At 59.0% G+C, this 23,064-nt stretch carries 26 protein-coding genes; 14 read left to right on the top strand and 12 right to left on the bottom strand.

Translation table 11 applies throughout. The features are described from left to right. Position 1 precedes the first annotated feature (1 nt). From ACR0CR_RS09710 to ACR0CR_RS09700, 3 genes are read right to left on the bottom strand one after another with little or no spacing between them, the layout of a single operon-like run. Positions 2-622 (bottom strand): LysE family translocator, encoded by a 621-nt coding sequence (locus ACR0CR_RS09710; RefSeq protein ID WP_480598454.1) that lies wholly within the window; start codon positions 620-622, stop codon positions 2-4. Next, positions 619-1,218, bottom strand: a complete 600-nt coding sequence (locus ACR0CR_RS09705; RefSeq protein WP_480598452.1) for a metallophosphoesterase family protein — start codon at positions 1,216-1,218, stop codon at positions 619-621. The genes ACR0CR_RS09710 and ACR0CR_RS09705 overlap by 4 nt, the downstream gene beginning before the upstream one ends. Further along, the gene (locus ACR0CR_RS09700; protein ID WP_480598451.1) at positions 1,218-1,979 is read right to left on the bottom strand and encodes a uracil-DNA glycosylase; all 762 of its coding nucleotides are present in this window, start codon (positions 1,977-1,979) and stop codon (positions 1,218-1,220) included. Before ACR0CR_RS09700 ends, ACR0CR_RS09705 begins: the two co-directional genes overlap by 1 nt. An 88-nt stretch (positions 1,980-2,067) precedes the next feature. Between ACR0CR_RS09700 and ACR0CR_RS09695 the strand changes: the two genes are divergently transcribed. The 9 genes from ACR0CR_RS09695 to ACR0CR_RS09655 all read left to right on the top strand — a co-directional run bounded on the left by ACR0CR_RS09695 (position 2,068) and on the right by ACR0CR_RS09655 (position 8,536). Then, positions 2,068-2,694: a scavenger receptor class F, member 2 gene (locus ACR0CR_RS09695; protein WP_480598682.1), complete on the top strand. Its 627-nt coding sequence runs from the start codon at positions 2,068-2,070 to the stop codon at positions 2,692-2,694. Between the two features lie 58 nt (positions 2,695-2,752). Next, positions 2,753-3,688, top strand: a complete 936-nt coding sequence (locus ACR0CR_RS09690; protein WP_480598449.1) for an aspartate carbamoyltransferase catalytic subunit — start codon at positions 2,753-2,755, stop codon at positions 3,686-3,688. After that, positions 3,685-4,203 carry a hypothetical protein gene (locus tag ACR0CR_RS09685; protein WP_480598448.1) on the top strand — a complete coding sequence of 173 codons (519 nt, stop codon included), beginning with the start codon at positions 3,685-3,687 and terminating at the stop codon, positions 4,201-4,203. Before ACR0CR_RS09690 ends, ACR0CR_RS09685 begins: the two co-directional genes overlap by 4 nt. Next, positions 4,188-4,574, top strand: coding sequence for a hypothetical protein (locus ACR0CR_RS09680; RefSeq protein ID WP_480598447.1), 387 nt, complete (start codon positions 4,188-4,190; stop codon positions 4,572-4,574). The genes ACR0CR_RS09685 and ACR0CR_RS09680 overlap by 16 nt, the downstream gene beginning before the upstream one ends. Continuing rightward, positions 4,571-5,032, top strand: a complete 462-nt coding sequence (locus ACR0CR_RS09675; protein WP_480598445.1) for a hypothetical protein — start codon at positions 4,571-4,573, stop codon at positions 5,030-5,032. Before ACR0CR_RS09680 ends, ACR0CR_RS09675 begins: the two co-directional genes overlap by 4 nt. Then, complete coding sequence (gene pyrC, locus ACR0CR_RS09670) at positions 5,029-6,309, top strand: dihydroorotase (protein ID WP_480598444.1); 1,281 nt, start codon at positions 5,029-5,031, stop codon at positions 6,307-6,309. Before ACR0CR_RS09675 ends, pyrC begins: the two co-directional genes overlap by 4 nt. Further along, positions 6,309-6,914, top strand: a complete 606-nt coding sequence (plsY, locus tag ACR0CR_RS09665; RefSeq protein WP_480598443.1) for a glycerol-3-phosphate 1-O-acyltransferase PlsY — start codon at positions 6,309-6,311, stop codon at positions 6,912-6,914. The genes pyrC and plsY overlap by 1 nt, the downstream gene beginning before the upstream one ends. A gap of 458 nt (positions 6,915-7,372) precedes the next feature. Continuing rightward, the gene (locus ACR0CR_RS09660; protein WP_480598441.1) at positions 7,373-7,849 is read left to right on the top strand and encodes a YHS domain-containing (seleno)protein; all 477 of its coding nucleotides are present in this window, start codon (positions 7,373-7,375) and stop codon (positions 7,847-7,849) included. A 153-nt stretch (positions 7,850-8,002) separates the two neighbouring features. After that, on the top strand, positions 8,003-8,536 hold the full coding sequence (locus tag ACR0CR_RS09655) for an outer membrane protein (protein WP_480598440.1): 534 nt from the start codon (positions 8,003-8,005) through the stop codon (positions 8,534-8,536). A 22-nt stretch (positions 8,537-8,558) separates the two neighbouring features. On the opposite strand, the gene ACR0CR_RS09650 is transcribed toward ACR0CR_RS09655, so the two are convergent. Then, a complete protein-coding gene (locus ACR0CR_RS09650) occupies positions 8,559-9,542 on the bottom strand; it encodes a quinone oxidoreductase family protein (RefSeq protein WP_480598439.1) in 984 nt (327 codons plus the stop codon). Positions 9,543-9,737: 195 nt separating this feature from the next. Here ACR0CR_RS09650 and ACR0CR_RS09645 point away from each other — a divergent pair, with 195 nt between their 5' ends. After that, positions 9,738-10,595 carry a DUF2189 domain-containing protein gene (locus tag ACR0CR_RS09645; RefSeq protein WP_480598680.1) on the top strand — a complete coding sequence of 286 codons (858 nt, stop codon included), beginning with the start codon at positions 9,738-9,740 and terminating at the stop codon, positions 10,593-10,595. 16 nt (positions 10,596-10,611) lie between these two features. On the opposite strand, the gene ACR0CR_RS09640 is transcribed toward ACR0CR_RS09645, so the two are convergent. Continuing rightward, a complete protein-coding gene (locus ACR0CR_RS09640; RefSeq protein ID WP_480598438.1) occupies positions 10,612-11,598 on the bottom strand; it encodes an NAD(P)H-quinone oxidoreductase in 987 nt (328 codons plus the stop codon). A 54-nt stretch (positions 11,599-11,652) separates the two neighbouring features. Then, a complete protein-coding gene (locus ACR0CR_RS09635; protein ID WP_480598436.1) occupies positions 11,653-12,345 on the bottom strand; it encodes a COQ9 family protein in 693 nt (230 codons plus the stop codon). A gap of 111 nt (positions 12,346-12,456) precedes the next feature. Between ACR0CR_RS09635 and rpsU the strand changes: the two genes are divergently transcribed. After that, entirely contained in the window at positions 12,457-12,663 is a 207-nt protein-coding gene (gene rpsU / locus ACR0CR_RS09630) for a 30S ribosomal protein S21 (protein WP_005614280.1), read from the top strand. A gap of 283 nt (positions 12,664-12,946) precedes the next feature. Next, complete coding sequence (locus tag ACR0CR_RS09625; protein WP_480598435.1) at positions 12,947-14,128, top strand: CAP domain-containing protein; 1,182 nt, start codon at positions 12,947-12,949, stop codon at positions 14,126-14,128. Between the two features lie 47 nt (positions 14,129-14,175). On the opposite strand, the gene ppk2 is transcribed toward ACR0CR_RS09625, so the two are convergent. Together ppk2 and ACR0CR_RS09615 are read right to left on the bottom strand one after the other, a co-directional pair. Continuing rightward, a complete protein-coding gene (gene ppk2 / locus ACR0CR_RS09620) occupies positions 14,176-15,093 on the bottom strand; it encodes a polyphosphate kinase 2 (protein ID WP_480598434.1) in 918 nt (305 codons plus the stop codon). Positions 15,094-15,268: 175 nt separating this feature from the next. Next, entirely contained in the window at positions 15,269-15,727 is a 459-nt protein-coding gene (locus ACR0CR_RS09615; protein ID WP_480598432.1) for an Lrp/AsnC family transcriptional regulator, read from the bottom strand. Positions 15,728-15,862: 135 nt separating this feature from the next. Between ACR0CR_RS09615 and ald the strand changes: the two genes are divergently transcribed. After that, on the top strand, positions 15,863-16,981 hold the full coding sequence (gene ald, locus ACR0CR_RS09610; RefSeq protein ID WP_480598431.1) for an alanine dehydrogenase: 1,119 nt from the start codon (positions 15,863-15,865) through the stop codon (positions 16,979-16,981). A 192-nt stretch (positions 16,982-17,173) separates the two neighbouring features. Here the strand turns inward: ald and ACR0CR_RS09605 are convergent, their stop codons facing one another. Continuing rightward, positions 17,174-17,959, bottom strand: coding sequence for a mechanosensitive ion channel family protein (locus ACR0CR_RS09605; protein ID WP_480598678.1), 786 nt, complete (start codon positions 17,957-17,959; stop codon positions 17,174-17,176). A 237-nt stretch (positions 17,960-18,196) separates the two neighbouring features. On the opposite strand from ACR0CR_RS09605, the gene ACR0CR_RS09600 reads away from it, so the two are divergent. Then, positions 18,197-18,895 (top strand): glutathione S-transferase family protein, encoded by a 699-nt coding sequence (locus tag ACR0CR_RS09600; RefSeq protein ID WP_480598430.1) that lies wholly within the window; start codon positions 18,197-18,199, stop codon positions 18,893-18,895. A 38-nt stretch (positions 18,896-18,933) separates the two neighbouring features. On the opposite strand, the gene ACR0CR_RS09595 is transcribed toward ACR0CR_RS09600, so the two are convergent. The 3 genes from ACR0CR_RS09595 to pheT all read right to left on the bottom strand — a co-directional run bounded on the left by ACR0CR_RS09595 (position 18,934) and on the right by pheT (position 23,062). Continuing rightward, positions 18,934-19,383: a YtoQ family protein gene (locus tag ACR0CR_RS09595; protein ID WP_480598428.1), complete on the bottom strand. Its 450-nt coding sequence runs from the start codon at positions 19,381-19,383 to the stop codon at positions 18,934-18,936. Between the two features lie 62 nt (positions 19,384-19,445). After that, positions 19,446-20,405 carry a hypothetical protein gene (locus tag ACR0CR_RS09590; protein ID WP_480598426.1) on the bottom strand — a complete coding sequence of 320 codons (960 nt, stop codon included), beginning with the start codon at positions 20,403-20,405 and terminating at the stop codon, positions 19,446-19,448. Between the two features lie 260 nt (positions 20,406-20,665). Continuing rightward, positions 20,666-23,062, bottom strand: a complete 2,397-nt coding sequence (gene pheT / locus ACR0CR_RS09585) for a phenylalanine--tRNA ligase subunit beta (protein WP_480598424.1) — start codon at positions 23,060-23,062, stop codon at positions 20,666-20,668. Positions 23,063-23,064 lie beyond the last annotated feature (2 nt).

Raw genomic sequence — 23,064 nt, 5'->3', positions numbered from 1 at the left:
GTCAGGCCCTTTCCATGATGGCCAGCCGAACAGCCAGCGCGGTAAAAATTCCGCCCGTCACCCAACCCATGATGCGCGACGCGCGCGGGTTGGAGGTCAGCACTCGCCCTGCGCCACCTGCAAAGATCCCGACTAGCCCGTTCACCGCGAACCCTCCCAGCGCGATGATCGCGCCGAATATGAGGAATTGCTGCAGGATTGCGCCTTGGGCGGGATCCACGAATTGCGGGATAAAGGCCAAGACGAACAGGATGACCTTGGGATTGGTGAGATTGACGACCAACCCATCGCGGAACGCGAATTTCGCGGGTTTGGCTGACGCATCGCCTGCCACGGCTCCGTTCCGAATGGCACCCCAGGCTAGATACAGCAGATAGGCCACGCCGAGCCAGCGGATCACATCGAACAGCCATGGCATCGTTGCCACCGCTGCACCCAAACCCAGACCTGCCAGCAAGACGTGGATCATGGCGCCCAATGAAATCCCTGCGCTTGCTGCGATGGCAGGGCGCGCACCCGACCGCAAACCCTGCCCGAAGCAGAACATCATGTCCGCCCCTGGTGTAAAATTCAGGGCCAATGCAGCCGGGATGAAGGCCAGCAGCGTGACTGTGTCGATCATGAGGGAACCTCAAACCAGTTTATTGTGGGGCCGAGATTTGCGACCTGCGTCCGTCCGATCGTGCCGCGATAGCCCCAGCTGTCATGGATATGTCCGTGAAGGGAAAATTGCGGCTGCAGGCGTTCAATGGCATCCCTAACAGAAACCGAGCCGACAGCATCGCCCATCGATGTGGTATCTCCATGCCCCTTGGGCGGAGAATGCGTGATCAGGATATCCGTTGCATCGCAGCGATCCAGCAACTCGGTGGCCTCAGCCTCGGTCATGTCACAGGACCAGTCGCCGAAAGGCGTGGGCGGCACGCCATAGCCAAGCCCGAACAGCCGCAGCCCATCAAGGGTCATGCCGGTGCCGTGCAGGACGTGAACCCCTTCTGGTACGGCATCCAACAGCTCTCCGGCGCTTTCCGCGTTGCCTGAGATCAGGACCAGAGGTGCGACCATGCCGGTCAGCATCTCCATGGCGTCTTCCAGCCCCTGTCGCATGTTGCAGTAATCGCCGGCACCGATCACCAGATCGGCGTCCGTGCTGGCGGCAACAATCTCAGCCGCGCGGTTGCGCGCCATATGTAGGTCCGAGAAGGCCAGAATGCGCATCACATCCCCTCCAGCCGGGCTTTCAGTTCCAACAGATCAGCCCAGGCTTGTCGTTTCATCTGAGGCTGGCGCAGCAGATAGGCCGGGTGGAACATTGGGATCACTGACAAGTCCAGCGCCTGATCCCATTGGCCACGCAACCGCGTGATGCCGCGTTTGCCCAGCACGGCCTGACAGCTGATGTTGCCCATCACCACCAGAACCTCGGGCTTTGCCAACGCGATGTGACGCTCCAGAAACGGCTTCATCATCGCGATCTCTTCGGGTTTTGGGTCGCGGTTCTGCGGCGGTCGCCATGGCAGGACATTGGTGATGTAGGCGGTCTCGCGCCGGTCCAGATCAATGGCGGCCAGCATCCGGTCCAGCAATTGACCCGCGCGTCCGACAAAGGGCTTGCCCTCGCGGTCTTCGTCGCGGCCGGGTGCTTCGCCGATGATCATCACCCGCGCGCCCGGCGTGCCGTCGGCAAACACCAGTTGGCGCGCGCCGCGTTTCAGTTCGCAATGGTCAAAGACGTCCATAGCTGCGCGCAGCTGATCCAATGATCCGGCACTTTTTGCCACGTCTTTCGCAATCGCAACCGGATCGACCTGCACCGGTTTGTCAGGCACGACCTGTGCCACCGGTTTCTTGGCCTTGGGCGCGGTGTCAGGCAGCGCATAGCGATCGACGGGCGCGTCCCCGATCGCATCGGTTTCGCCCAATTCGATCTGCCACTCCAGCAGAGCGCGCGCGGTGTGATAGTCCAGTGCCGATTCCATAGCCCTCAATCTAACCACCTTTTGACCGAGGGAAAGCGAATAGACCTTGATCGGGCGGTCCGCCGCACGGACCATCGGTCTTGATATGGTGTGTGTTTTGCGATTCCTTCTGATCGGCGCGCTGCTGACATTCATCAGCGGCCCGGTATCCGCGACCTTTCACGACAGGCACAACCAATGCCGCGCAGGACAGTTCCAATGCGGCAGCCGGTGCTGTTCGGTCGGCCAAAGATGCAGCTTTGACGGCCACTGCATTCGCGCAGGCGGTACATATTGCGGCGGGGGACGATCCTGCGGCCCGTTCGAACGCTGTGTGGCTGGTGGCACCCGCTGCGCGCCCAAGGGGGCGAACAAATGCACCTCGCGCCTCGATTGCCCGGGCGGGAGTTTCTGTAACGGGCGTGGCGAATGCGAGCGGATCGCGCCCGAGCTTGACCCGGATTCGGCCACACGGGGCCGACCAACACTGTGCGATGACGGAAATTCATGTGCCTCGGGATCGTCTTGCCTGCCCGGTGGCGGATGCTCTCGCCCCGGCTGGTTTTTGTGCGAAGAAACCGGATCGCAATGCCGCCCAGGTTTCAAATGTTCCACTCATCAAGGGTGTGTCCCGATCAAGGCCATCGACTGCGGTTACGGCAAATGGTGCAAGCCCGGCGAGCAATGCCTGCCCGATGGCGGGTGCGAGATATTGCCCGAAGGCTCTGATCCGTAGTTGCCTCTGCGCGCGCGCCTTCTTATAAGCGGGCCGATTGTCAGACAGGAGCCCGCCCATGCGTTTCGCCCATCGTCACCTTCTTGGCATCGAGCATCTGTCACAATCCGATATCTCTGCCATCCTTGATCTGGCCGAGAAATATGTCGCGCTGAACCGGCAGTCGACCAAGCATTCTGATGTGCTGGCCGGTCTGACGCAGATCAACATGTTCTTTGAAAACTCGACCCGCACGCAGGCCAGTTTTGAAATCGCGGGTAAGCGACTGGGCGCAGACGTGATGAACATGGCGATGCAGGCCAGTTCGATCAAAAAAGGCGAGACGCTGATCGACACCGCGATGACCCTGAACGCAATGCATCCTGACCTGCTGGTGGTGCGGCATCCGCATTCCGGCGCAGTTGATCTGCTGGCGCAGAAGGTGAACTGCGCCGTGTTGAACGCAGGCGACGGACGGCATGAACATCCCACGCAAGCCTTGCTAGACGCGCTGACGATCCGGCGCGCCATGGGTCGGCTGCACCGATTGAACGTCGCCATCTGCGGGGACGTGGCCCATTCCCGTGTGGCGCGTTCTAACCTGATCCTGCTGGGCAAGATGGAGAACCGCATCCGCCTGATCGGCCCGCCAACGCTGGTCCCCAGCCAGTTCGCCGACTTCGGCGCCGAGATTTATGACGACATGAACGAAGGTCTGAAAGACGTCGACGTCGTCATGATGCTACGCCTTCAACGCGAGCGGATGGATGGCGGGTTCATCCCGTCGGAGCGCGAGTATTATCATCGCTACGGGCTGAACGCCGAAAAGCTGGCGCTGGCCAAGCCCGACGCCATCGTCATGCATCCCGGCCCGATGAACCGAGGTGTCGAGATCGACGGAACGCTGGCCGACGACATCAACCGATCCGTCATTCAGGAACAAGTCGAGATGGGCGTCGCAGTCCGCATGGCGGCAATGGAGCTGCTGGCCCAAAACCAGCGCGAGGCCGCATGAGCAACCTGACGGTCGCCCCCAACGAACGCGGTGTGATCCGCCTGTTCACGCTGGATATGCGTGCGGAAGAGGCCAAGTTCCTGCGCGAACCCGGTGCGGCTGATCAGGTGCTGGGTGTCACGGGTCTGGACCCGGCACAGATCGATGTTTTCCCCGTCACGGATCTCGAAGACCTTGGGCTGTTTGGCTATCTGAACGATGGCTGTGGCGTTTCCGAGGATCAGTTGAACCGGACAATGCTGGAATCGATTGAAGGCTGGGTCATGGTGCTGCGCAGCGCTGCTTTTGGGGGTCACTCCGCCGAATTGAACCCGGACCCTCGCGTGCGCCTGTTGGGCCTTTATACCGAAGAGGCGACAAACTGGACCGGTGGACCCATCGCGACGGAAAGCGCCAAGCCTTTTTCCGCGCCCCAGACACCACCCCAAAATGATCAACCTCGCCGCATGGGGTCGGCGCTGCTGGCCATCATCATCCTTCTTATCGTCGGAGGTGCCCTGTGGCTGATCCTGTGATCTTTACCCCCAACAAAGGCGCATACATTCAGACCAACCTGACGTTGGCGGCTATTGCGATGGCGGGTGCCATGATCGTGCTCTGGCTGATCGGCAACCCTTATGTCTGGACCGGCGCACCTGCGGGGCTTGCGGCCATTGGTATCCGCGCATGGTATCTGGCCTCGGAGGAGCTAAACAACACGTGGGAGTTGTCCCAGACCACCCTCACCGGCCCCGGGGCACGCGTTGTTCCTCTGAACCAGATCGAGGCGGTCAAGACCATGGGCAGCTTTGTTCAGATCGTTACCAAGGGCGGCGACAAACACCTGATCAAATATCAGGCCGATCCTGCCGCGACCAAGGCCACGATTGAAAGGGCGATCGGATGACGGCTGCGGATGACGGCTGGTGGCGTAGCCAGATCCCCGAAGCCGAACAGGTGTTATGGTCAGGACGGCCATACCAAGCGTACTTTCCACCCCGGCTGCGCTGGGTCTACAGGTTTCTGATTGTCTGCCTTGCGTTGGTCTGGTTGGCCAGCCCCTGGTTTGCCGAGACTGTGCGGGATTACTGGAAACTGGTCGGCTGTACGATTTTCCTGGCTTTTTTCATGTGGTGGGATCGACTGGTCCGGACACGGCGGGTGTATGTTGTCACAACCCGCAACGTCTGGTGGCTCAGCGAGATATTCAAACCCAAGCACCTTCCCATTCACCGGGAACTGAAATTCTACCGCAACGGTCGAAACATCGTGTTTTCCCACCTGCGATTTCTTGTATTCGAGTATCTGACTGACCCAGATGCCGCCATGGCAGCCCTGACCAAAGCCCGAGAGGCCCAGACATGACCGACCAGCTTTTCACCAACGCCCGCCTGATCGACCCCGAGGCCGGAACGGACTCGATCGGTTGGCTGCACGTCGCTGATGGGCAGATCGCTGCCCTCGGTACGGGTGCGGCTCCGACCACGGATGCGCCGGTGATCGACTGCGGAGGGAAATGCCTCGCCCCCGGTATTGTCGATATCGGTGTCAAAGTTTGCGAGCCGGGCGAGCGGCACAAGGAGAGTTATAAATCCGCCGGTTTGGCAGCGGCGGCCGGGGGCGTAACCACCATCGTGACCCGTCCCGATACGCTGCCCGCGGTAGACACGCCCGAAACGCTGGAATTCGCCACCCGCCGCGCGCAAGCAGACGCGCCAGTCAACGTGCTGCCCATGGCCGCTCTGACCAAGGGACGTGAGGGCCGCGAGATGACCGAGATCGGGTTTCTGCAAGATGCAGGTGCCGTGGCGTTCACTGATTGCGACCATGTCATTGCCAATACCAAGGTGTTTTCTCGCGCCCTGACCTATGCCAAATCCTGCGGCGCACTGGTCATCGCCCACCCGCAAGAGCCAGGCCTGAGCGCAGGAGCCGCTGTCACCAGCGGCAAGTTCGCCGCCCTGCGCGGGTTGCCCGCCGTATCGCCCATGGCCGAGCGGATGGGTCTGGACCGCGACATCGCGCTGCTGGAAATGACGGGGGCCGCCTATCACGCCGATCAGATCACCACAGCACGCGCCCTGCCCGCTCTGGACCGCGCCAAGCGCAACGGGCTGGATATCACAGCTGGCACCTCGATCCATCATCTGACGCTGAATGAGCTGGACGTCGCGGACTATCGCACCTTCTTCAAGGTCAAGCCTCCGCTGCGATCCGAGGATGATCGGCAGGCGGTGATCGAAGCGGTGCGTACCGGTCTGATTGATACCATCAGTTCGATGCACACCCCCCAGGACGAAGAAAGCAAGCGTCTGCCGTTTGAAGAGGCGGCCTCGGGCGCAGTCGCTTTGGAGACTCTGCTGCCTGCGGCCCTGCGGTTGTATCACGCGGATCAGCTGGACCTGCCCACTCTGTTCCGTGCCATGGCGTTGAACCCGGCGAAACGGCTAGGGCTCGGCAGCGGTCGTCTGGCCGAAGGCGCGCCTGCTGATCTGGTTCTGTTCGACCCGGATGTGCCTTTTGTGCTGGACCGGTTCAGCCTGAAATCAAAGTCACAGAATACACCGTTTGACGGTCAGCGGATGCAGGGTAAGGTCACGGCAACTTATGTTGCAGGCAAAGAAGTTTACCGGAGATCCTGATGCCCCCGATTGACAGTACGACGACCCAATTGATCCTTTGGGCCGCGATTGGATATCTGATGGGGTCGATCCCCTTTGGAATGATTGTCGCCAAAGTGATGGGTTTGGGTAACCTGCGTCAGATTGGGTCCGGCAATATTGGCGCAACAAATGTTCTACGCACGGGAAACAAAGCCGCTGCGGCCCTGACCCTGGTTTTCGATGCCGCCAAGGGCGCAGCCGCTGTTCTGTTGGCCCGTTCCATTGCCGGAGAGGATGCAGCCCAGGTCGCCGCGCTTGCGGCCTTTTTGGGTCACTGTTTCCCTATTTGGCTGGGATTCAAGGGCGGCAAAGGCGTGGCCACGTTTCTGGGCCTTTGGCTGGCTTTGAATTGGCAGGTCGGGATCGCCTGCTGCCTGACCTGGCTTGTCGCCGCCGCCATCTGGCGCATTTCTTCACTTGCAGCACTCATGGCTGCCGCCATGTCGGCAGCCTGGATCGTTGTGCTGACGGACATGCGCACTTTCTTCTTGGGCCTCATTCTAACCGTTCTGGTCTATGGGCGACACAAAGCGAACCTGGCCCGGATCCACGCGGGGACAGAGCCGAAAATCGGTCAATCTTGACAGCTTCTGACGACTTTCTTGCCGCCTTCTTCAAGATTCCAATCGGAACGACCACCGGGAAAAGTCGGGGCAAGCGCTACGTCGTCAGCCGATCGATTTTTGCGAATGGTCGGTCACACAAGCTGGTCGCGTCGCAGTTGGGCGGCAACGATTACGTCAGCTTGAACCTCTATCAGACGCGCAAAGGCGCCTTGTTGCGGCCCTGCGAAATGACGGCCCGAAAAGTCATTGAATTTGTGACTTCGTTCCGCCCTGATGTTTCGTCCGCGAATTTGCAATTTTGAACACACGTTCTTCACCACCGCACAATCACAATTGATTGTTTTGAACGTGATGACCCTGCTGCCCACTTCGGTTCCGTGACGGCCAATTATCGACCGCACACAAACAAAATCGCGAGACATGCCAGGGTTCAATTTCAGGATCATCCGGCGCTCGCTTCACGAAAGGTGAAAACCATGAACTCGATTAAATCCCTTATTGGCGGCGTCGCGCTGTCCGTCGCAGTTGCAACCACATCTCTGGCTGCTGGCGTTGAACTGAACGCAAGCTCGACCGGCCTTGCGCTGCAAGGCTATGACCCGGTTGCCTATTTTACTGTTGGCGAAGCCACCAAGGGCGACTACCGCATCACCACGCTGCACAATGACGCGCTGTACCGGTTCGCTTCGGAAGAGAACAAAGTTGCCTTCGAGGAAAATCCCGAAGCATACCTGCCCGCATATGGCGGCTATTGCGCATTTGGTACCGCGATGGGCTTCAAGTTTGACGGCGACCCGAACTACTGGAAAATCGTCGACAACAAGCTGTACCTGAACCTGTCGGCAGACATTCAGGAACGCTGGGAAGGTGACATCCCGGGCTTTAACGAGCGCGCCGATGTGAACTGGGAAACCATCGCCGACAAATCCCCGGCGGAACTGCAGCAGCAATAATCTGCTCAAACCTGACTTATGTATCGGCGGCGGAGCGTATCCGCCGCCGTTTTTGATTTGAAGCGCATGGTTTCAGACCTACGTGACTCAACAGAAGGGGGTCGAGGTTGCGGGATCGCCCCGCAGTCCCAATTCAAGCGAAAGGACGAAAACATGACGGGCAAACTTGTTCTTTTCACCGCGGCTGCAACACTTGCTGCTGGATCGGTCCTTGCGCAGTCTGCTGGTGACTGGACCGGCTTCTACGGCGGTGCACAGATCGGTTACATTGACGTCGATACAAATGTGTCCGGGCTGGACGGCGACAGTGCGATTGGCGGGATCATTCTGGGATATGATTATGATGCCGGTGATTGGGTCTTTGGGGGCGGATTCGACTACGACTGGACTGACGCGGACCTCTCGAGGGCCGCGACGGTTGAGGACGTGTGGCGCATCAAAGCGCGCGCGGGCTACAAGATCAGTCCTCAGGGGCTGTTATATGGCACCGGCGGGTATGCCGAAGCCGGTACTGACAATCTAGGCAGCGACAACGGCTGGTTCATCGGCGCTGGTTACGAACAGATCATCGCGCCCAATGTCAGCCTAGGCGGTGAAATCCTGTACCACGAGTTCGACGATTTCAACTCGACCGGTGTGGATGTGGATGCAACGACAATTCAGGTGCGCGTTGCACGCCGTTTTTGATGCCCAAGGTGGGGTTCTGATCCTAAAGGGTCAGAACCGTGCTGCCAGTGGTCTGCCGAGACTCGAGCGCGCGGTGCGCATCCGCGACCTGGTCCAACGGGAACTGCTGGTCAACGTGAACCTTGACCTCGCGACCCTCGACCTTGCCGAACAGACGACGTGCCATGGCCTGACAGGTTGCGTGCTCGGCAATATGCGTGAATAACGTGGGTCGCGTTATCTTCAGCGATCCTTTTTGCGCAAGCAGTCCCAAATCAACGGGTGGAACAGGGCCAGAAGCATTTCCGAAAGAAATCATCATGCCCAGCGGTTTCAGACAATTGATCGATCCTTCGAACGTATCCGCGCCGACCGAGTCCATAACCGCATCGACACCCTTACCTTTGGTGATTTCAGCCACACGTTCGGCAAAGTTTTCAGTCCGATAGTTGATGCAATGGGCCGCGCCATTGAATTGCGCCAGGCTGCATTTTTCATCCGACCCGGCGGTTCCGATCAGGGTGATCCCCTCGGATTTGGCCCATTGGCAGGCAATCAGGCCGACACCTCCGGCAGCGGCATGGAATAGAACCGTATCCCCACGTCGCAGTGGGGTGGTGCGGTGGAACAGATACTCGACCGTCATGCCCTTGAGCATCATCGCAGCAGCCGTTCGGAACGAGATATTTTCAGGCAACGGGCACACCTGCGCGGCGGGCATGACACGCGCCTCGGTATACGCTCCTGCGGGGCCTGATGCATAGGCCGCGCGCTGGCCGGGTTCAAGATGGGTGACACCTTCGCCGACCGCTTCAATAATTCCCGCAGCCTCCATACCCAACCCATGGGGCAGATCCAGCGGATACAGACCTGTGCGCTGATACACATCTATGAAATTCAACCCACAGGCATGATGCCGAATTCGCACCTCGCCCGGGCCCGGGTCGCCGACGGTCCGGTCTTCGATTTGCAGGACCTCAGGCCCCCCGGTTTGATGAATCACAACGGTGCGCGCTGTCTGCTGCATGATACCCTCCCACACTTTGCGGCAAGGCTAACATGCCAGCGCGTCAGGGCAATCCTGCAGGTCACGGGACGTTGAACAGGCAATTTGACGCAAAATGTGCTATACTGGGGACCGGCGTTGCCGGATGATCCGGTCACGGGCAACCCCAAAGCCGGATTCATCCCGGGACGCGATCACGTCACGGAGGGGATGATGATGGACAAGACAATCGGTAACCCGATCAGTTGGGCCGCCCGGAACCTGCGCGCAACGGGCGATCACGTCGCGGAAAGCATGACCGAAATTGGCAGCGCCGAAGTCGACGCTCTGCCCACTATTCACACGCTGACCTTGCAGGACCTCAAGGCCTGTCTGAAAGCTGGGTATAATGATTTTCTGGAGACCCGCGCCGATGCGATTTTCATCGTTTTGATCTACCCGATTGCCGGATTGCTGATGTTCGGGCTTGGGTTGAACATGGATATGGTGCCTCTGTTAGCGCCTCTTGTCGCCGGGTTCGCGCTGATCGGGCCGGTGGCTGCGGTCGGTCTGTATGAAATCAGCCGCAAACGCGAACAGGGCGGTGCCGTGCACTGGCTGGACGCGTTCGGAGTGTTCCGATCGCCTTCTTTCGGCGCGATTCTGGCGCTTGGGTTCTATTTGGTCATGCTGTTGCTGGTCTGGCTGATGGTCGCACAAAGCATCTATGCACAGACGCTGGGACCTGAACCCCCCACCTCACTTGGTGCCTTCGTGACCGAGGTGTTCACCACAAGCGCCGGGTGGGTGATGGTGATCTTTGGCACGGCGGTTGGGTTTGTTTTTGCGCTGGTTGCACTGGCCCTGAGCGTCGTGAGTTTCCCCCTCCTGCTGGATAGAAAAGTGGGCGTTCCAGTAGCGGTCGTGACGTCAGTCCGGGTGCTGCGCCACAATCCGCGTGTCGTTCTGGCCTGGGGGGCAATCGTTGCAGGTATGCTGATCATCGGCGCGATTCCGATGCTACTGGGGCTGATTGTGGTCATGCCCGTTTTGGGTCACGCGACCTGGCACCTGTATCGCCGCGCAGTGGCCTGACCGCACGGCGCTGTTTTCAGCCGCCGACCTTCAAAACGATCTTGCCAATATGGCCCGAGCTTTCCATTCGTGCATGGGCCGCCGCCGCATCGGCCAGATCAAATTCGCTGTCCATCACGGGCGCGATCTTTCCGGCCGCAAGCAATGGCCAGACGGCTTCGCGCAGGTCCTGAGCGATGCGGGCCTTGGCCAAATCGCTTTGCGGCCGCAGTGTGCTGCCGGTCAAGGTCAGGCGCTTGACCATCATCATCGCAAAATTCAGTTCGACCACCGGGCCTTGCAAAAAGGCGATCTGAACCAATCGACCATCATCGGCCAGCGCTTTGACGTTGCGCGGGATATAATCGCCTCCGACCATATCCAGGATCAGATTCGCACCGCCTTCGGCGCGCATCGCGGCCACAAAGTCCTCGTCCTTGTAGTTGATCGCCTTCTCGGCCCCCAGTTCAATACAAGCCGCACATTTCTCGGTTGACCCTGCTGTCGCAAAGACCCGCGCGCCAAAAGCGTTGGCCAGCTGGATCGCGGTTGTGCCAATCCCGCTTGAACCGCCATGGACGAGAAACCGCTCGCCCGCCTTCAGGCCACCGCGTGTGAAGACGTTGGACCAGACAGTAAAAAAGGTTTCGGGCAGGCACGCGGCCTCTTTCATTCCCATTCCGGACGGAATCGGCAGGCAATGCGCGGCGGGGGTTGCGACGTATTCGGCATAACCACCGCCGGGCAAAAGCGCGCACACCTGATCCCCCAGCGTCAGACCTTCGACACCGGAACCGATGGCGACGACCTCGCCAGACGCCTCCAGCCCCGGCAAGTCGCTGGCACCCGGAGGCGGATCATACGCGCCGGCCCGCTGCAGCGCGTCTGGCCGGTTCACGCCTGAATAGGCCACTTTCAAGACGACCTGCCCCGCACCAGCTTCCGGCACGGGCCGGTCCGCCACTTGCAAAACATCCGGTCCGCCCGGTTGCGTAATTTCAACGGCGCGCATTGTCTGGGTCATCGGCAATTCTCCTTTGGCTCTTGCCTAACAGTCAGGACACCAGAGGCCCACCCGCTATTTTCTGGGCGACAGTGTGCCGGGAAGATCAGCTGGCACTTTCGTGGGCGGTTTGACATGTCCGGCCAGCCATTTCGGTACTGCCAGAAACGGTTTCATGAACGGGTTGCCATTCACCATCGCCTTGAGCTTTTCGAACTGCATCACATCGTTGATGCGCCGATCAAGAAATTCCCACGTTGCCCGATTGCCCTGCGAATCGTCGCCCAGCCAGAACAAGAGCGTCGAGGAATACACGCCCGACAGCGTTGCGCGCTTGGTGTACCAGTTCACATCATCCGATGTGTCCCCCAACGCGTTCCAGATATGGTCGCAGGTCCCCCAAACGGCTTTTGCACCATCAGCGGCGTGCAGCGGCAAGGCAAACAGGGTAACGCCGCGGCGCACAGCCTCTTTGTCATCGACGGCCTGCAGGCGAAACCGGACAGCGGAGGCGACCTTGTCGCGGAATTTCAACCCGCTCAGGTCCTCGGACTTCAGGCGCGCAAGCATGGCCTGATCGCCCTGCGCGTGAAAAGCCAGCGCCAGATCCACAGCCCCGCGTGGGCAGACCGCGCGCGCCAGATCGCTGTCGATCTTGCAATCGGCTACTGCGGCCCGAAAGCCGGTTTCGGACCATCCATCGAACGGAACATGGTCCAGCATGGCGGTCAGCAACTGGTCTTTGACATCTTCGTAAGTCATGGTCATGGCGGATCTCCCAATCTCGGCCCCAGTACTAGACAAGTTAGAACCGCTTTGCTATACGGCCACTTCCTGCAATTTCCTTGCAACTCTATCTAGAAAGGTGGTGACAACCACATGCAGGTTAGTGTTCGCGACAACAATGTCGATCAGGCGCTTCGTGCCCTGAAGAAAAAGCTGCAGCGCGAAGGCGTGTTTCGTGAAATGAAGCTCAAGCAACATTTCGAGAAACCGTCCGAGAAAAAAGCGCGCGAGAAAGCTGAAGCGATCCGCCGTGCCCGTAAACTGGCACGTAAGAAAGCACAGCGCGAAGGTTTGCTCTAAGCACCTGACGCTCGTCCAGCTTTGGATGACACTATTTGACGACCCCCGAGGCGCCGCCCGGGGGTTTGTCGTTTCTGGGCAGTCGGTTTTCCGCTTTCTCCGTGCATGTTCCTGCCGATCAGGCCGGTGCGCATTTGGACCGGCATTTTGCAGCGCAGCGAATCATTCGCGCAAGCGCGACGTCGCCGCTACACGCCCTGATTGAATATCCCCTCTTTTGCATCGGGCAACTGCCAACGTATCTGGCCATGTCTGCAAAGACAGAAACCAAACGGAGGCAAATATGTCGACAGCAAACACTGTTGAGCGGGAAATGTTGGCGCTGATCAACCAAGAGCGCACATCCCGAGGGCTGAACCCCCTGCAACTTGAAACGCAACTCAACGCGTCATCTGAAGATCACAGCGCATGGATGCTGAACACGGACCGGTTCAGCCATACCGGTGCGGGCGGCTCTAGCGCGACACAAAGGATGGAAGCGGCAGGCTTCGACTTCGACGGCAGCTGGCGGTCCGGCGAAAACATCGCTTGGCAGTCCGAAAGAGGCGCACCGGGCATCAGCGATGATGTGGCTCAGCTGCACCAGAACCTGATGAACAGCCCGGGCCACAGGGCCAATATCCTGAACCCTGAATTCAAGTATATCGGGATCGGCGTCGAGACCGGCGACATGCAGGGTTTTGATGCGGTCATGGTCACTCAGAACTTTGCGACCACAGACGGTACGGTTAGCCTGGACACCGGCACGGCGGCAGCACCTGCACCGACGCCACCGGTGGCTGAGGCACCAGCGCCCGACCAACCCGTAGCCGAGACCCCGGATACGGATGTCACGGAAGCTCCAGATCCAGCGCCGGGCACAGATGTACCTGGGACGGTTGATCCGAACCCTGAAGTGCCTGACACAGATGTAACCGAGACCGAAGATCCGACGCCGGAAACGCCAGCCACCGACGTGACCGAAACGGATAACCCGGACACTGAGACGCCGGATACGGATGTCACGGATACCGAGGACCCGGCTACGGAAGTGCCCGACACAGACGTCACAGACGTTGACGATCCGGAACCGGACATGCCGGACACAGACGTCACAGAAACGGACGATCCCGTGACTGAAACGCCGGATACGGATGTCACGGAAGCTGACGACCCAGCGCCGGACATGCCGGATACCGAGGTTACAGACAATGACGATCTGGACGATGAGTGTTTCGACGTGGCAGCCTTCCTTGCCGAGATCGAAGCGTTTGTCGAGGCCCTGCAATCGCGACTTGATCAGTTCGCCTGGAACAACGACCCGATGGAGCCGTCCGACTCGGTCGATGAGTTTGAGCTGGTCATGGATGACGATTTCGCGCCGGATGAAGAAGAGGCACCAATGTCTGACGTGTCCTGCGACGACGACTTTGATGTCCTCCAGTTCAATTTCTTCAGCTTTGACTGCATGATGGACGCTGCCTGACCGGTACGTCTAGTGCGAGGCAGACCAACTGCCTCGCACCTTTTGGATCAATAGATTTTTGGCACGTGTAACTCATCGGGCAGAATACGGCGTTCGTATTCAGGGTTGTAGCGGCGATCAGGTAGGTTGACCTTTTCTTGCGGAACGTCGTCGTAGGGAATTTTGGTCAACAGATGTTCGATACAATTCAGACGTTCGCGTTTCTTGTCATTGCCTTCGACGATGTACCAAGGCGCCTCAGTGATATTCGTTCGAAAGAGCATGTCTTCTTTCGCCTTTGTGTAAGCCTCCCAGCGGATGCGGGATTCAAGATCCATCGGCGACAGTTTCCACTGCTTCATCGGGTCATGAATGCGCATCAGGAATCGCAATTGCTGCTCTTCGTCAGTGATTGAGAACCAGTATTTCAGCAGGATAATCCCCGACCGCACAAGCATCCGTTCAAATTCGGGAACGTCCTGAAAAAACTGCTCAACCTGATCTTCGTTGGCAAACCCCATCACCCGTTCAACCCCCGCGCGGTTGTACCAGGACCGGTCGAATAGCACGATTTCTCCGGCGGCAGGCAGATGCGGTACGTAGCGTTGGAAATACCACTGGCTTTGTTCCCGTCGGCTAGGCGCAGGCAGGGCGACCACGCGCGCGACCCGTGGGTTCAGGCGCTGCGTAATGCGCTTGATCACGCCCCCCTTTCCCGCGCTGTCTCGGCCTTCGAACAAGATACAGACTTTGGCCCCGGTATGCTGCACCCAGTCCTGAACCCTGATCAGCTCGGCCTGAAGGCGCAGCAAATTGCGGAAATAGACCTTGCGGTCCAGCATGTCGGGGTGCTGGTCCTTATAGATCTTGCGAACCTCCATCGACAGCATCGGTTCGCTGAATTCGATTTCAAAATCCTCGTCCAGCGTATCTTCAAGTTCGGCCTCCAACCAGTCTTTTGGGGCGCTGTCGTTTTCATTAACCAATGCCTGCTCCTTCTCTTTTCCAACGGGTGCGGATCGTATCGGCGATGTGTAACCGGTGGATGTCACTTACAAAGCGCCGGGGGTCAAATCAGACCAACTGCCCTAAATGTGGCGCGGTGTGGCGCAGGATACAACCTGCGGCATTGACGCAAGGCCCATCATTCGGCGTTTGCACTCAGACGGGCAAAGCCGTTGTCTTGAATACCGTGCGCAATGCGAATGAGCTTTGCATTTGCGACACGCCCGGCAAGCGGGACAGATACTGCCGATGGATGCGGGCGAAATCCTCGGTGTTTTCGGCCACCACCTTTAGGATGTAATCCGCCGTTCCGGCCATAAGATGACATTCCAGAACGTCGGGAATGCGCGAGACGGCTTTCTCGAACGCCTCCAGCACTTCCTCGGCCTGACCCTGCAGTGTTATCTCGACAAACACCGTGGTGGCGACATTCAGTTTGCGCGCGTCCAGCAGGGCAACATAGTCTCGGATATACCCTTCGGTCTCAAGCCGTTGAACGCGTCTGTGACAGGCAGAAGGCGACAGGTTCACCTGCTCAGACAGCTCAGCATTAGACATACGCCCCTTGCGTTGAAGGGCGGCCAGAATCTTCCGATCTGTTGAGTCTATCGTCATTTACGCACGTTACTTGCAGAGAATTACACTTGGGCCGAATAATTTCCCGCGTTTCGCAGGAATTGCAAGCAGGGTTTCACAGAAATTGCATCGCGGCCTGCCTATTATTTGGGCAGTTTATGAACGGAGTCTCTCATGAAAATCGGTTGCCCCAAGGAAATCAAACCGCAGGAGTTCCGGGTCGGCATGACCCCGAATGCGGCTGGTGAAGCAGTCGCGCGCGGACACGAGGTCATCATCGAAACCGGCGCCGGCGCGGGCGCGGGTTTTGACGATGCCGCATATGAAGCCGCAGGAGCCCGCATCGTCGATACGGCTGCCGAAGTCTTTGCAACCGCCGACATGATCGTCAAAGTCAAAGAGCCTCAGGCCGGTGAGCGCAAGATGCTGCGCGAAGGCCAACTGCTGTTCACCTATCTGCACCTTGCACCCGATCCGGATCAGACCCATGACCTGCTGGCATCAGGCTGTACCGCTATCGCTTATGAAACCGTGACGGACGCAAACGGAGGGTTACCCCTGCTTGCCCCCATGTCCGAAGTTGCGGGCCGTCTGGCCCCTCAGGTCGGCTCGTGGACATTGCAAAAGGCCAATGGCGGGCGCGGCGTGTTGATGGGCGGTGTCCCTGGCGTGGGTCCGGCCAAGGTTGTCGTCATCGGTGGGGGCGTCGTGGGCACACACGCTGCCAAAATCGCCGCGGGAATGGGCGCTGATGTTACGGTTCTGGACCGGTCTTTGCCGCGCCTGCGGTATCTTGACGACGTCTTTGGCGGGCAGTTCAAGAACCAGTATTCCACAGCCGGAGCGACGGCCGAACTGATCCAGGATGCGGACATGGTGATCGGCGCGGTTTTGATCCCCGGTGCCGCAGCGCCAAAGCTCATCACTCGCGATCAGCTGTCGACGATGAAACCGGGTGCCGTGCTCGTGGACGTCGCGATTGACCAGGGCGGGTGTTTTGAGACATCCAAGGCGACAACCCACGCTGATCCGATCTACGAGGTCGACGGCGTCATGCACTATTGCGTTGCGAATATGCCGGGCGCTGTTGCACGGACATCGACGATCGCCTTGGGCAACGCGACGATGCCGTTCATGCTATCGCTTGCGGACAAGGGCTGGAAACAAGCTTGTCAGGACGACCCGCACCTTCTGGCGGGACTGAACGTCCATGCTGGTCAGTTGACTTACTACGCTGTCGGAAAAGCATTGGGGATCGACGTCGTATCCCCAAGTGTCGCGATCAAGTCATAGGTGCTCCCGCCCCTGAAAGCCCCCTCTGCCGAGGGGGTTTACAGTGTTGGGCCGGGCGACGCGCCTTTGGCGCGTCGCGAACACCTGGAACGCGACGGTATTCATTAAACGCAACAGCGCCGCGCCAAAGGCGCGGCGCTGGGCCCAACCGGAGAAGGGCATTTCCAATGCCCGCCCGACAGGCGGGAGCCATTATCCCTGTTTCTGTATTTCGACAGAATGCGGATAGGGGATCGAAACGCCCTTGGCGTCGAACGCCTCTTTGATGGTCTTAGTCAACTCGAACTTCACATCCCAATAATCCGCGGCATCGCACCACAGACGTGCCGTCAGGTCGACCGAACTGTCGCCCAGATTGGTCACGCGGACCCATGGTTCTGGATCGCTGTGAACGCGGTTGTCCGCACTAGCGATATCCGAAATGATCTTCATCGCCTCATCCGCGCTGTCGCCGTAATCGATGCCGAAAACCAGATCGACGCGCCGTGTGTCATGGGCCGAGTAATTGGTGATCACCGACCCCCAGGCCTGACCATTGGGCACAATGATTTGCACATTGTCGGGCGTGACCAGTTCGGTCGTGAACAGGTTGAGGTCTTTCACCGTGCCCGCCGTGCCGCCAATATCCACGTACTGACCCAGTTTATACGGCCGGAAAACCACCAGCATAACACCGGCCGCAAGATCGCTGAGTGTGCCCTGCAAAGCCAGCCCAATCGCCAGCGACGCTGCACCCAGTATGGCGACGATGCTTGTTGCCTCGATTCCGAAGATGCCCAGAACGGCAACCAGAACCATCGCAAGGATCACCCATTTCACCAGGCTGGCGACGAAATTGCCAAGCGTTGGATCGATATGCGGTGTTTTGTTGATCCGTCGCCGGACCATACCTCCAATCGCACCAGCCACGATCCAACCCAGGACCAAAACAATCAGCGCCTTGGCGGCGTTTAGGATCAGAGGGGCGAACGCTCCCATCTGCGTAACGACTTCATCCACGAGCGTCTCCTTCTCCAGTCGCAACAATCCCGCGCCAGTCGCGCGGGATTCGCGAAAGTTTTAGCGACAACCCGATTTCGGTCTAGGTGTGAGATGTCACGGATTTCCCCGTTGTTCCAAAATACACACCAATTGACCGGCAGCGCACATCGTAAACACTGGCAGAGTCGCAATTTGATGCCTAACTGGTAGTCGCAGCCCGATAAGGAGCCCCTCATGCTGGATACCGCCACACACCCGATCACGGCCCGTTGGCCGGCAAAATCACCAGACAAAATTCAACTCTATTCCTATCCCACACCAAACGGTGTCAAAGCCTCGATCATGTTGGAAGAAACCGGCCTGCCCTATGAGGCGCACCTGGTCACGCTGGCTGATGCCGACGTCAAAAGCCCAGAGTTTCTGTCGCTGAATCCCAACAACAAAATCCCGGCCATCATTGACCCTGACGGCCCGGGTGGCGAACCTCTCAGCCTGTTCGAAAGCGGCGCGATCTTGCTGTATCTGGCAGAGAAAAGCGGGCAGTTGCAGGGCAAAACAGCGGCCGACAAACATGTTGTCACCCAATGGGTCATGTTCCAGTTGGGCGGCCTGGGTCCGATGTTCGGTCAATTGGGGTATTTCCACAAATTCGCCGGTAAAGAGATCGAAGACCCCCGTCCCCGCGAACGCTATGTGGCTGAAGCCAAGCGCCTTCTCAACGTCCTGAACACGCAGCTTGAAGGCCGCGACTGGATCGCCGGAGATTACTCGATCGCCGACATCGCCATCGTTCCGTGGCTGCGTGGTCTGGACTATTACGGCGTCAAAGAGATCGTGGGTTGGGACGGATTTGCGAACCTGCAGCCTTATGTGGACAGGTTCCTGGAACGACCCGCCGTGCAGCGTGGGCTGCGCATTCCCGCAACCGAGTAAAGATAGTCAAGGGTGAGGTAACGCCTCACCCTTGTCACTTATCCGGGCAGCTTTCCGGTCAAAACATAGTTCAGAATGTCGACCACCTGCGACGGGTGTTCGGCAACCGCCAACGCGGCGGCATCAACCTCCTTCAGGGCGTGCTGATCGTCGGGTCCATGCAAAACGATCAACGATTTGCCCAGCGCAGCCGCGTATCCCGCGTCAAACGCGGCGTTCCACTGCTTGTATTTCTCGCCAAACCGAACCACGACGACATCTGCATCGGCGATCCCCTTGCGCGTCCGGATGGCATTCACCATCGCGCCCTTGTGGTCGTGCCAGTATTTGTTGGGCTCCGCGCCCAAAATGGCAACGCCACAGTCATCGCTGGCAGCGTGATCCGTCACCGGGCTGTTAAACGTGACGTCCAGCCCTTGCGCCCCATCGATGATCTGTTCACGCCAATCGGTATGAATCTCGCCAGACAGGTAAACGTTCAGACTCATTTGTATCTCCTCAGATTTTGTGAGCGACCCTAGGGCCAAACCAGGTCGGACCCAAGGGTCCATCAAAAGCTCAGACGCCAAAAGATCGGCTGCGCATCTTTGACCGCGCGCCGCGCGCTGCTTTTCTGTTTGTTGCCCAGAAACGGAGGCATCTCGCGGGTTGGTAAAAATCCGAACGCCTTTGGCAACCGGGTGTAGATCGACCGGGGTGGCAGACGGCCCCAAGTGATGCCTTTCAACTTAGCGCCAGGCACAGGTTGATGCATCCAGACATCACGCACGGCGAATTCATCGCGCAGTAGCATCAGAACCGATAACATCATCACGTCAGACCAAATCTTGGCGTATTTCAGTTGCAAGGCCTGCTCGTACTCAGAAGTCAGCCGCAGCTCGCGTGAGCGCGGGGCTCGATTCTGCAACCGATGCCGCGCGCGGCTGACAAAACGCAACCAATCAGACTGAATCTCTTCGATCAGGCAATGCCCTGTGCTCAGGTCGATGTCCAATCGACACCAGGCAAGGGTCGGACGACCATGCATGCGCACCGGGTGCCAGCAGCTTTGGTACGTGCCCACCGCGTCGCGCTGCTCGAATTTCCATAGCAGTTCGGCGTGTTCGGTCGGGAACCCAAGCTGAACGACCAGATTGTGCGCTTTGCGCGTCGTCTGTTCGCCGGACCAGATGTCAAAGCTCAGGCAAAAGTCCAGCCACTCGGACTGATAAGCCGCTTCCAACCCGACGGTTGCGGCGGGGCTTAGCCCATCAAAACGCATGGCGCGATCGGCATGCGCCACAGCCATTACGTCGTGACGCCGCAAGACGCCACCGCACCGGGCGACCATCGGCTTTAGCAATGGACGCGATACAAAGCGGGACAGCCCAGATTGCCTGAGCTCTGCCACAGGTGTCTCGGCCTCCATGGCTTGATACAACAGCCAGGGGCTCTGCCTGTCAGCATAGTAGTAAAAGGGAATCTCATCCGGCAAAATCTGCCGGATCATCGAGATGTCTTGGCGGTTCATGACAGCTTTCCAACGGTTAACAGGCCCGCCGGTCAGCTGGCGGGCAATCAGGTTTTCGGTATGGCTCTTGCGAGGCTGGGATCTGGCATCATGCAGACTCCTGGTTTTGATTGCGTCAGGGGGCCGTGTTTACCGACAGGGATTGATTCCATTCAACCCTGTGGATTCAGGTGCGTCTGTGTGTTGCGGCACAGCAACACGCAGACTAATACGAGAAAAGCGCGCCGAATGGCGCGCTTTGCAATTGGATCAAATACGATTTAGCCGCGCAAAACGCCGCCTGTCGCTTTGGACACTTTGGCGATAATTTTCTCGGCCACGGCCTCGATGTCTTTTTCTTTCAGCGTCTGATCCGATGGCTGAAGCCGAACGGTAATCGCCAGAGATTTCTTGCCGTCTCCGACACTGCCGCCGATGAATTCGTCAAAGACACGGACATCTTCGATCAGTGCCTTGTCGGCACCCGCCGCAGCGTTGACCAACGTCAGCGCTTCGACGCTGTCATCCACGACAAAGGCAAAGTCACGTTCAACCGCCTGCAAATCGCGCAACTCCAGCGCCGCGCGGGTTGCGCCGGAATTCCGGGGCAGAGGCACTTCGTCCGGCCAAATGGTAAACGCCATCGCCGGGCCCTTGATGTCCAGCGCCTGCAAAACGCGCGGGTGCAACTCGCCAAAAACGCCCAGCACCTTTTTCGGACCCAGACAGATCTTGCCATGCCGCCCCGGATGCCACCACGCATCACCATCGCGCAGGATCTGCACCTTGGCAGGCGCTCCAATCGCGGCCAAAACCGCCTCGGCATCGGCTTTCGCGTCGAACACGTCAACCGGGCGGGACGCGCCGTGCACATCCTTGGGACCATCCCTTCCAACCAGCAGGCCGGTGATCTGCGTCTTCTGATCACCTGGTTCGCCATCATGGAAAACCGGGCCGACCTCGAACAGCGCGACGTCCGCGTATCCCCGCGCCTGATTGCGCGCCGCAGCCTGCAGCAAGCCCGGCAGCAGGTCGGGGCGCATGTGGCTCATCTCGGACGAGATCGGGTTTTCCAACCGGGTCGCGTCATCCCCACCGCCGAACAGCGCAGCCGAGGCCTGATCAATAAATGTGTACGAAACACATTCGTTATAGCCGAGCGCAGCGCAGGTGCGACGCGCCATCGACTGACGGCGTTGCGTCGGTGTCATCACCGCCTCGGGAATACCCTCGGTCACGCGCGGCAGCGGCTTGCCCTGTAGCTTGGTCAGCGACGCGATGCGGGCGACCTCTTCCACTAAATCGGCCTCGCCCATGATATCCGGGCGCCAGCTGGGAACATGCGCCATCTCGCCTTCCAAACGGAAACCCAGACGGGTCAGAGTCTGCCGCTGGTCGCTTTCAGGAATATCCATTCCGACCAGAGACTGCACGCGGGCAGAATCCAGTTTGTAAGCGCGCGCATGCTTGGGTGCCTTCCCGGCCTCGACCACCGACGACACTTCGCCCCCACAGATATCCAGGATCATCTGTGTTGCCTGTTCCAACCCTTCACGGGTGTAATCAGGGTCAACACCGCGCTCAAACCGATAGCGGGCATCCGAGTTGATTTTGAGCGCCCTGCCCGTCAACGCGATCTGCACATGATCCCAAAACGCGCTTTCAAGGAACACGTTCACGGTTTCTTCGGTACAGCCGGTTTCCTCACCGCCCATGATACCGGCAATCGATTCCGGCCCTTTGTCGTCCGAGATCACCATCATCCCGGGCTGCAGGGTGTATTCCTTCTCATCCAGCGCGACCAGTGTCTCACCACCCTCGGCACGGTGCACCCGCAGATTGCCCCGCACCTTGTCCGCATCGAACACGTGCAGCGGGCGGTTCTGGTCGTAAGTCATGTAGTTGGTGATGTCGACCAGAGCCGAGATCGGTCGCAGACCAATCGCTTTCAACTGATCCTGCAGCCATTGCGGGCTGGGGCCGTTCTTGACACCCCGGATCACACGCCCGGTGAAATGCGGACAACCGTCCAGAGTATCGTCGTCAATCGACACTTTGATCGGGCTTTCGAAATCCCCCGGCACCGGTGCATAGGCGCGCTCTTTCAGCGAGCCGACACCCCGCGCGGCCAGATCGCGCGCAATGCCCGCCACGCCCAAAGCATCGGGGCGGTTTGGCGTGATCGCGATCTCGATCATCGGATCTACTTTCGACGGCTCATTCTCGGCCAGCCAATCGACGAAGCTGTCGCCCACTTCGCCCGAGGGCAGCTCGATAATGCCGTCATGCTCGTCCGAGAGCTCCAGCTCGCGTTCCGAGGCCATCATGCCAAAGCTCTCGATGCCCCTGATCTTGCCGACGCTGATGGTGATATCCAGACCGGGGATATACATGCCCGGCTTGCAGACCACGACGGTGATGCCTTCGCGCGCGTTGGGGGCACCGCAGATTATTTGCAGGTCGCCCTCATCCGTCTCAACTGTGCAGACACGCAGCTTGTCGGCGTCGGGATGTTTCTCGGCGTGTTTCACATGGCCCAGTGTAAAGCCTGCAAGCCGGTCCGCCGGATTAGCGATCTCTTCGACCTCAAGCCCGAGATCGGTCAGCGTCTCGGCGATCTCATCAACCGACGCGTCCGTGTCGAGGTGGTCTTTCAGCCAGGACAGAGTGAATTTCATTG

This window comes from Ruegeria sp. AM2, from assembly GCF_056540685.1.
Note: the sequence above shows the minus strand (reverse complement) of the source record. Positions and strands in the feature narration are given on the sequence as shown.

What these genes read in the sequence shown, in the direction of transcription:
- ACR0CR_RS09625 (WP_480598435.1), top strand. Translation starts at nt 12,947, where the DNA reads ATGTCGACAGCAAACACTGTTGAGCGGGAAATGTTGGCGCTGATCAAC.
- ACR0CR_RS09635 (WP_480598436.1), bottom strand. Translation starts at nt 12,345, where the DNA reads ATGACCATGACTTACGAAGATGTCAAAGACCAGTTGCTGACCGCCATG.
- rpsU (WP_005614280.1), top strand. Translation starts at nt 12,457, where the DNA reads ATGCAGGTTAGTGTTCGCGACAACAATGTCGATCAGGCGCTTCGTGCC.
- pheT (WP_480598424.1), bottom strand. Translation starts at nt 23,062, where the DNA reads ATGAAATTCACTCTGTCCTGGCTGAAAGACCACCTCGACACGGACGCG.
- ACR0CR_RS09650 (WP_480598439.1), bottom strand. Translation starts at nt 9,542, where the DNA reads ATGCAGCAGACAGCGCGCACCGTTGTGATTCATCAAACCGGGGGGCCT.
- ACR0CR_RS09600 (WP_480598430.1), top strand. Translation starts at nt 18,197, where the DNA reads ATGCTGGATACCGCCACACACCCGATCACGGCCCGTTGGCCGGCAAAA.
- ACR0CR_RS09700 (WP_480598451.1), bottom strand. Translation starts at nt 1,979, where the DNA reads ATGGAATCGGCACTGGACTATCACACCGCGCGCGCTCTGCTGGAGTGG.
- ACR0CR_RS09590 (WP_480598426.1), bottom strand. Translation starts at nt 20,405, where the DNA reads ATGAACCGCCAAGACATCTCGATGATCCGGCAGATTTTGCCGGATGAG.
- ACR0CR_RS09615 (WP_480598432.1), bottom strand. Translation starts at nt 15,727, where the DNA reads ATGACGATAGACTCAACAGATCGGAAGATTCTGGCCGCCCTTCAACGC.
- ACR0CR_RS09705 (WP_480598452.1), bottom strand. Translation starts at nt 1,218, where the DNA reads ATGCGCATTCTGGCCTTCTCGGACCTACATATGGCGCGCAACCGCGCG.
- ACR0CR_RS09640 (WP_480598438.1), bottom strand. Translation starts at nt 11,598, where the DNA reads ATGACCCAGACAATGCGCGCCGTTGAAATTACGCAACCGGGCGGACCG.
- pyrC (WP_480598444.1), top strand. Translation starts at nt 5,029, where the DNA reads ATGACCGACCAGCTTTTCACCAACGCCCGCCTGATCGACCCCGAGGCC.
- ACR0CR_RS09645 (WP_480598680.1), top strand. Translation starts at nt 9,738, where the DNA reads ATGGACAAGACAATCGGTAACCCGATCAGTTGGGCCGCCCGGAACCTG.
- ACR0CR_RS09685 (WP_480598448.1), top strand. Translation starts at nt 3,685, where the DNA reads ATGAGCAACCTGACGGTCGCCCCCAACGAACGCGGTGTGATCCGCCTG.
- ACR0CR_RS09690 (WP_480598449.1), top strand. Translation starts at nt 2,753, where the DNA reads ATGCGTTTCGCCCATCGTCACCTTCTTGGCATCGAGCATCTGTCACAA.
- ACR0CR_RS09605 (WP_480598678.1), bottom strand. Translation starts at nt 17,959, where the DNA reads ATGGGAGCGTTCGCCCCTCTGATCCTAAACGCCGCCAAGGCGCTGATT.
- ACR0CR_RS09595 (WP_480598428.1), bottom strand. Translation starts at nt 19,383, where the DNA reads ATGAGTCTGAACGTTTACCTGTCTGGCGAGATTCATACCGATTGGCGT.
- ACR0CR_RS09675 (WP_480598445.1), top strand. Translation starts at nt 4,571, where the DNA reads ATGACGGCTGCGGATGACGGCTGGTGGCGTAGCCAGATCCCCGAAGCC.
- ald (WP_480598431.1), top strand. Translation starts at nt 15,863, where the DNA reads ATGAAAATCGGTTGCCCCAAGGAAATCAAACCGCAGGAGTTCCGGGTC.
- ACR0CR_RS09655 (WP_480598440.1), top strand. Translation starts at nt 8,003, where the DNA reads ATGACGGGCAAACTTGTTCTTTTCACCGCGGCTGCAACACTTGCTGCT.
- ACR0CR_RS09660 (WP_480598441.1), top strand. Translation starts at nt 7,373, where the DNA reads ATGAACTCGATTAAATCCCTTATTGGCGGCGTCGCGCTGTCCGTCGCA.
- ACR0CR_RS09710 (WP_480598454.1), bottom strand. Translation starts at nt 622, where the DNA reads ATGATCGACACAGTCACGCTGCTGGCCTTCATCCCGGCTGCATTGGCC.
- plsY (WP_480598443.1), top strand. Translation starts at nt 6,309, where the DNA reads ATGCCCCCGATTGACAGTACGACGACCCAATTGATCCTTTGGGCCGCG.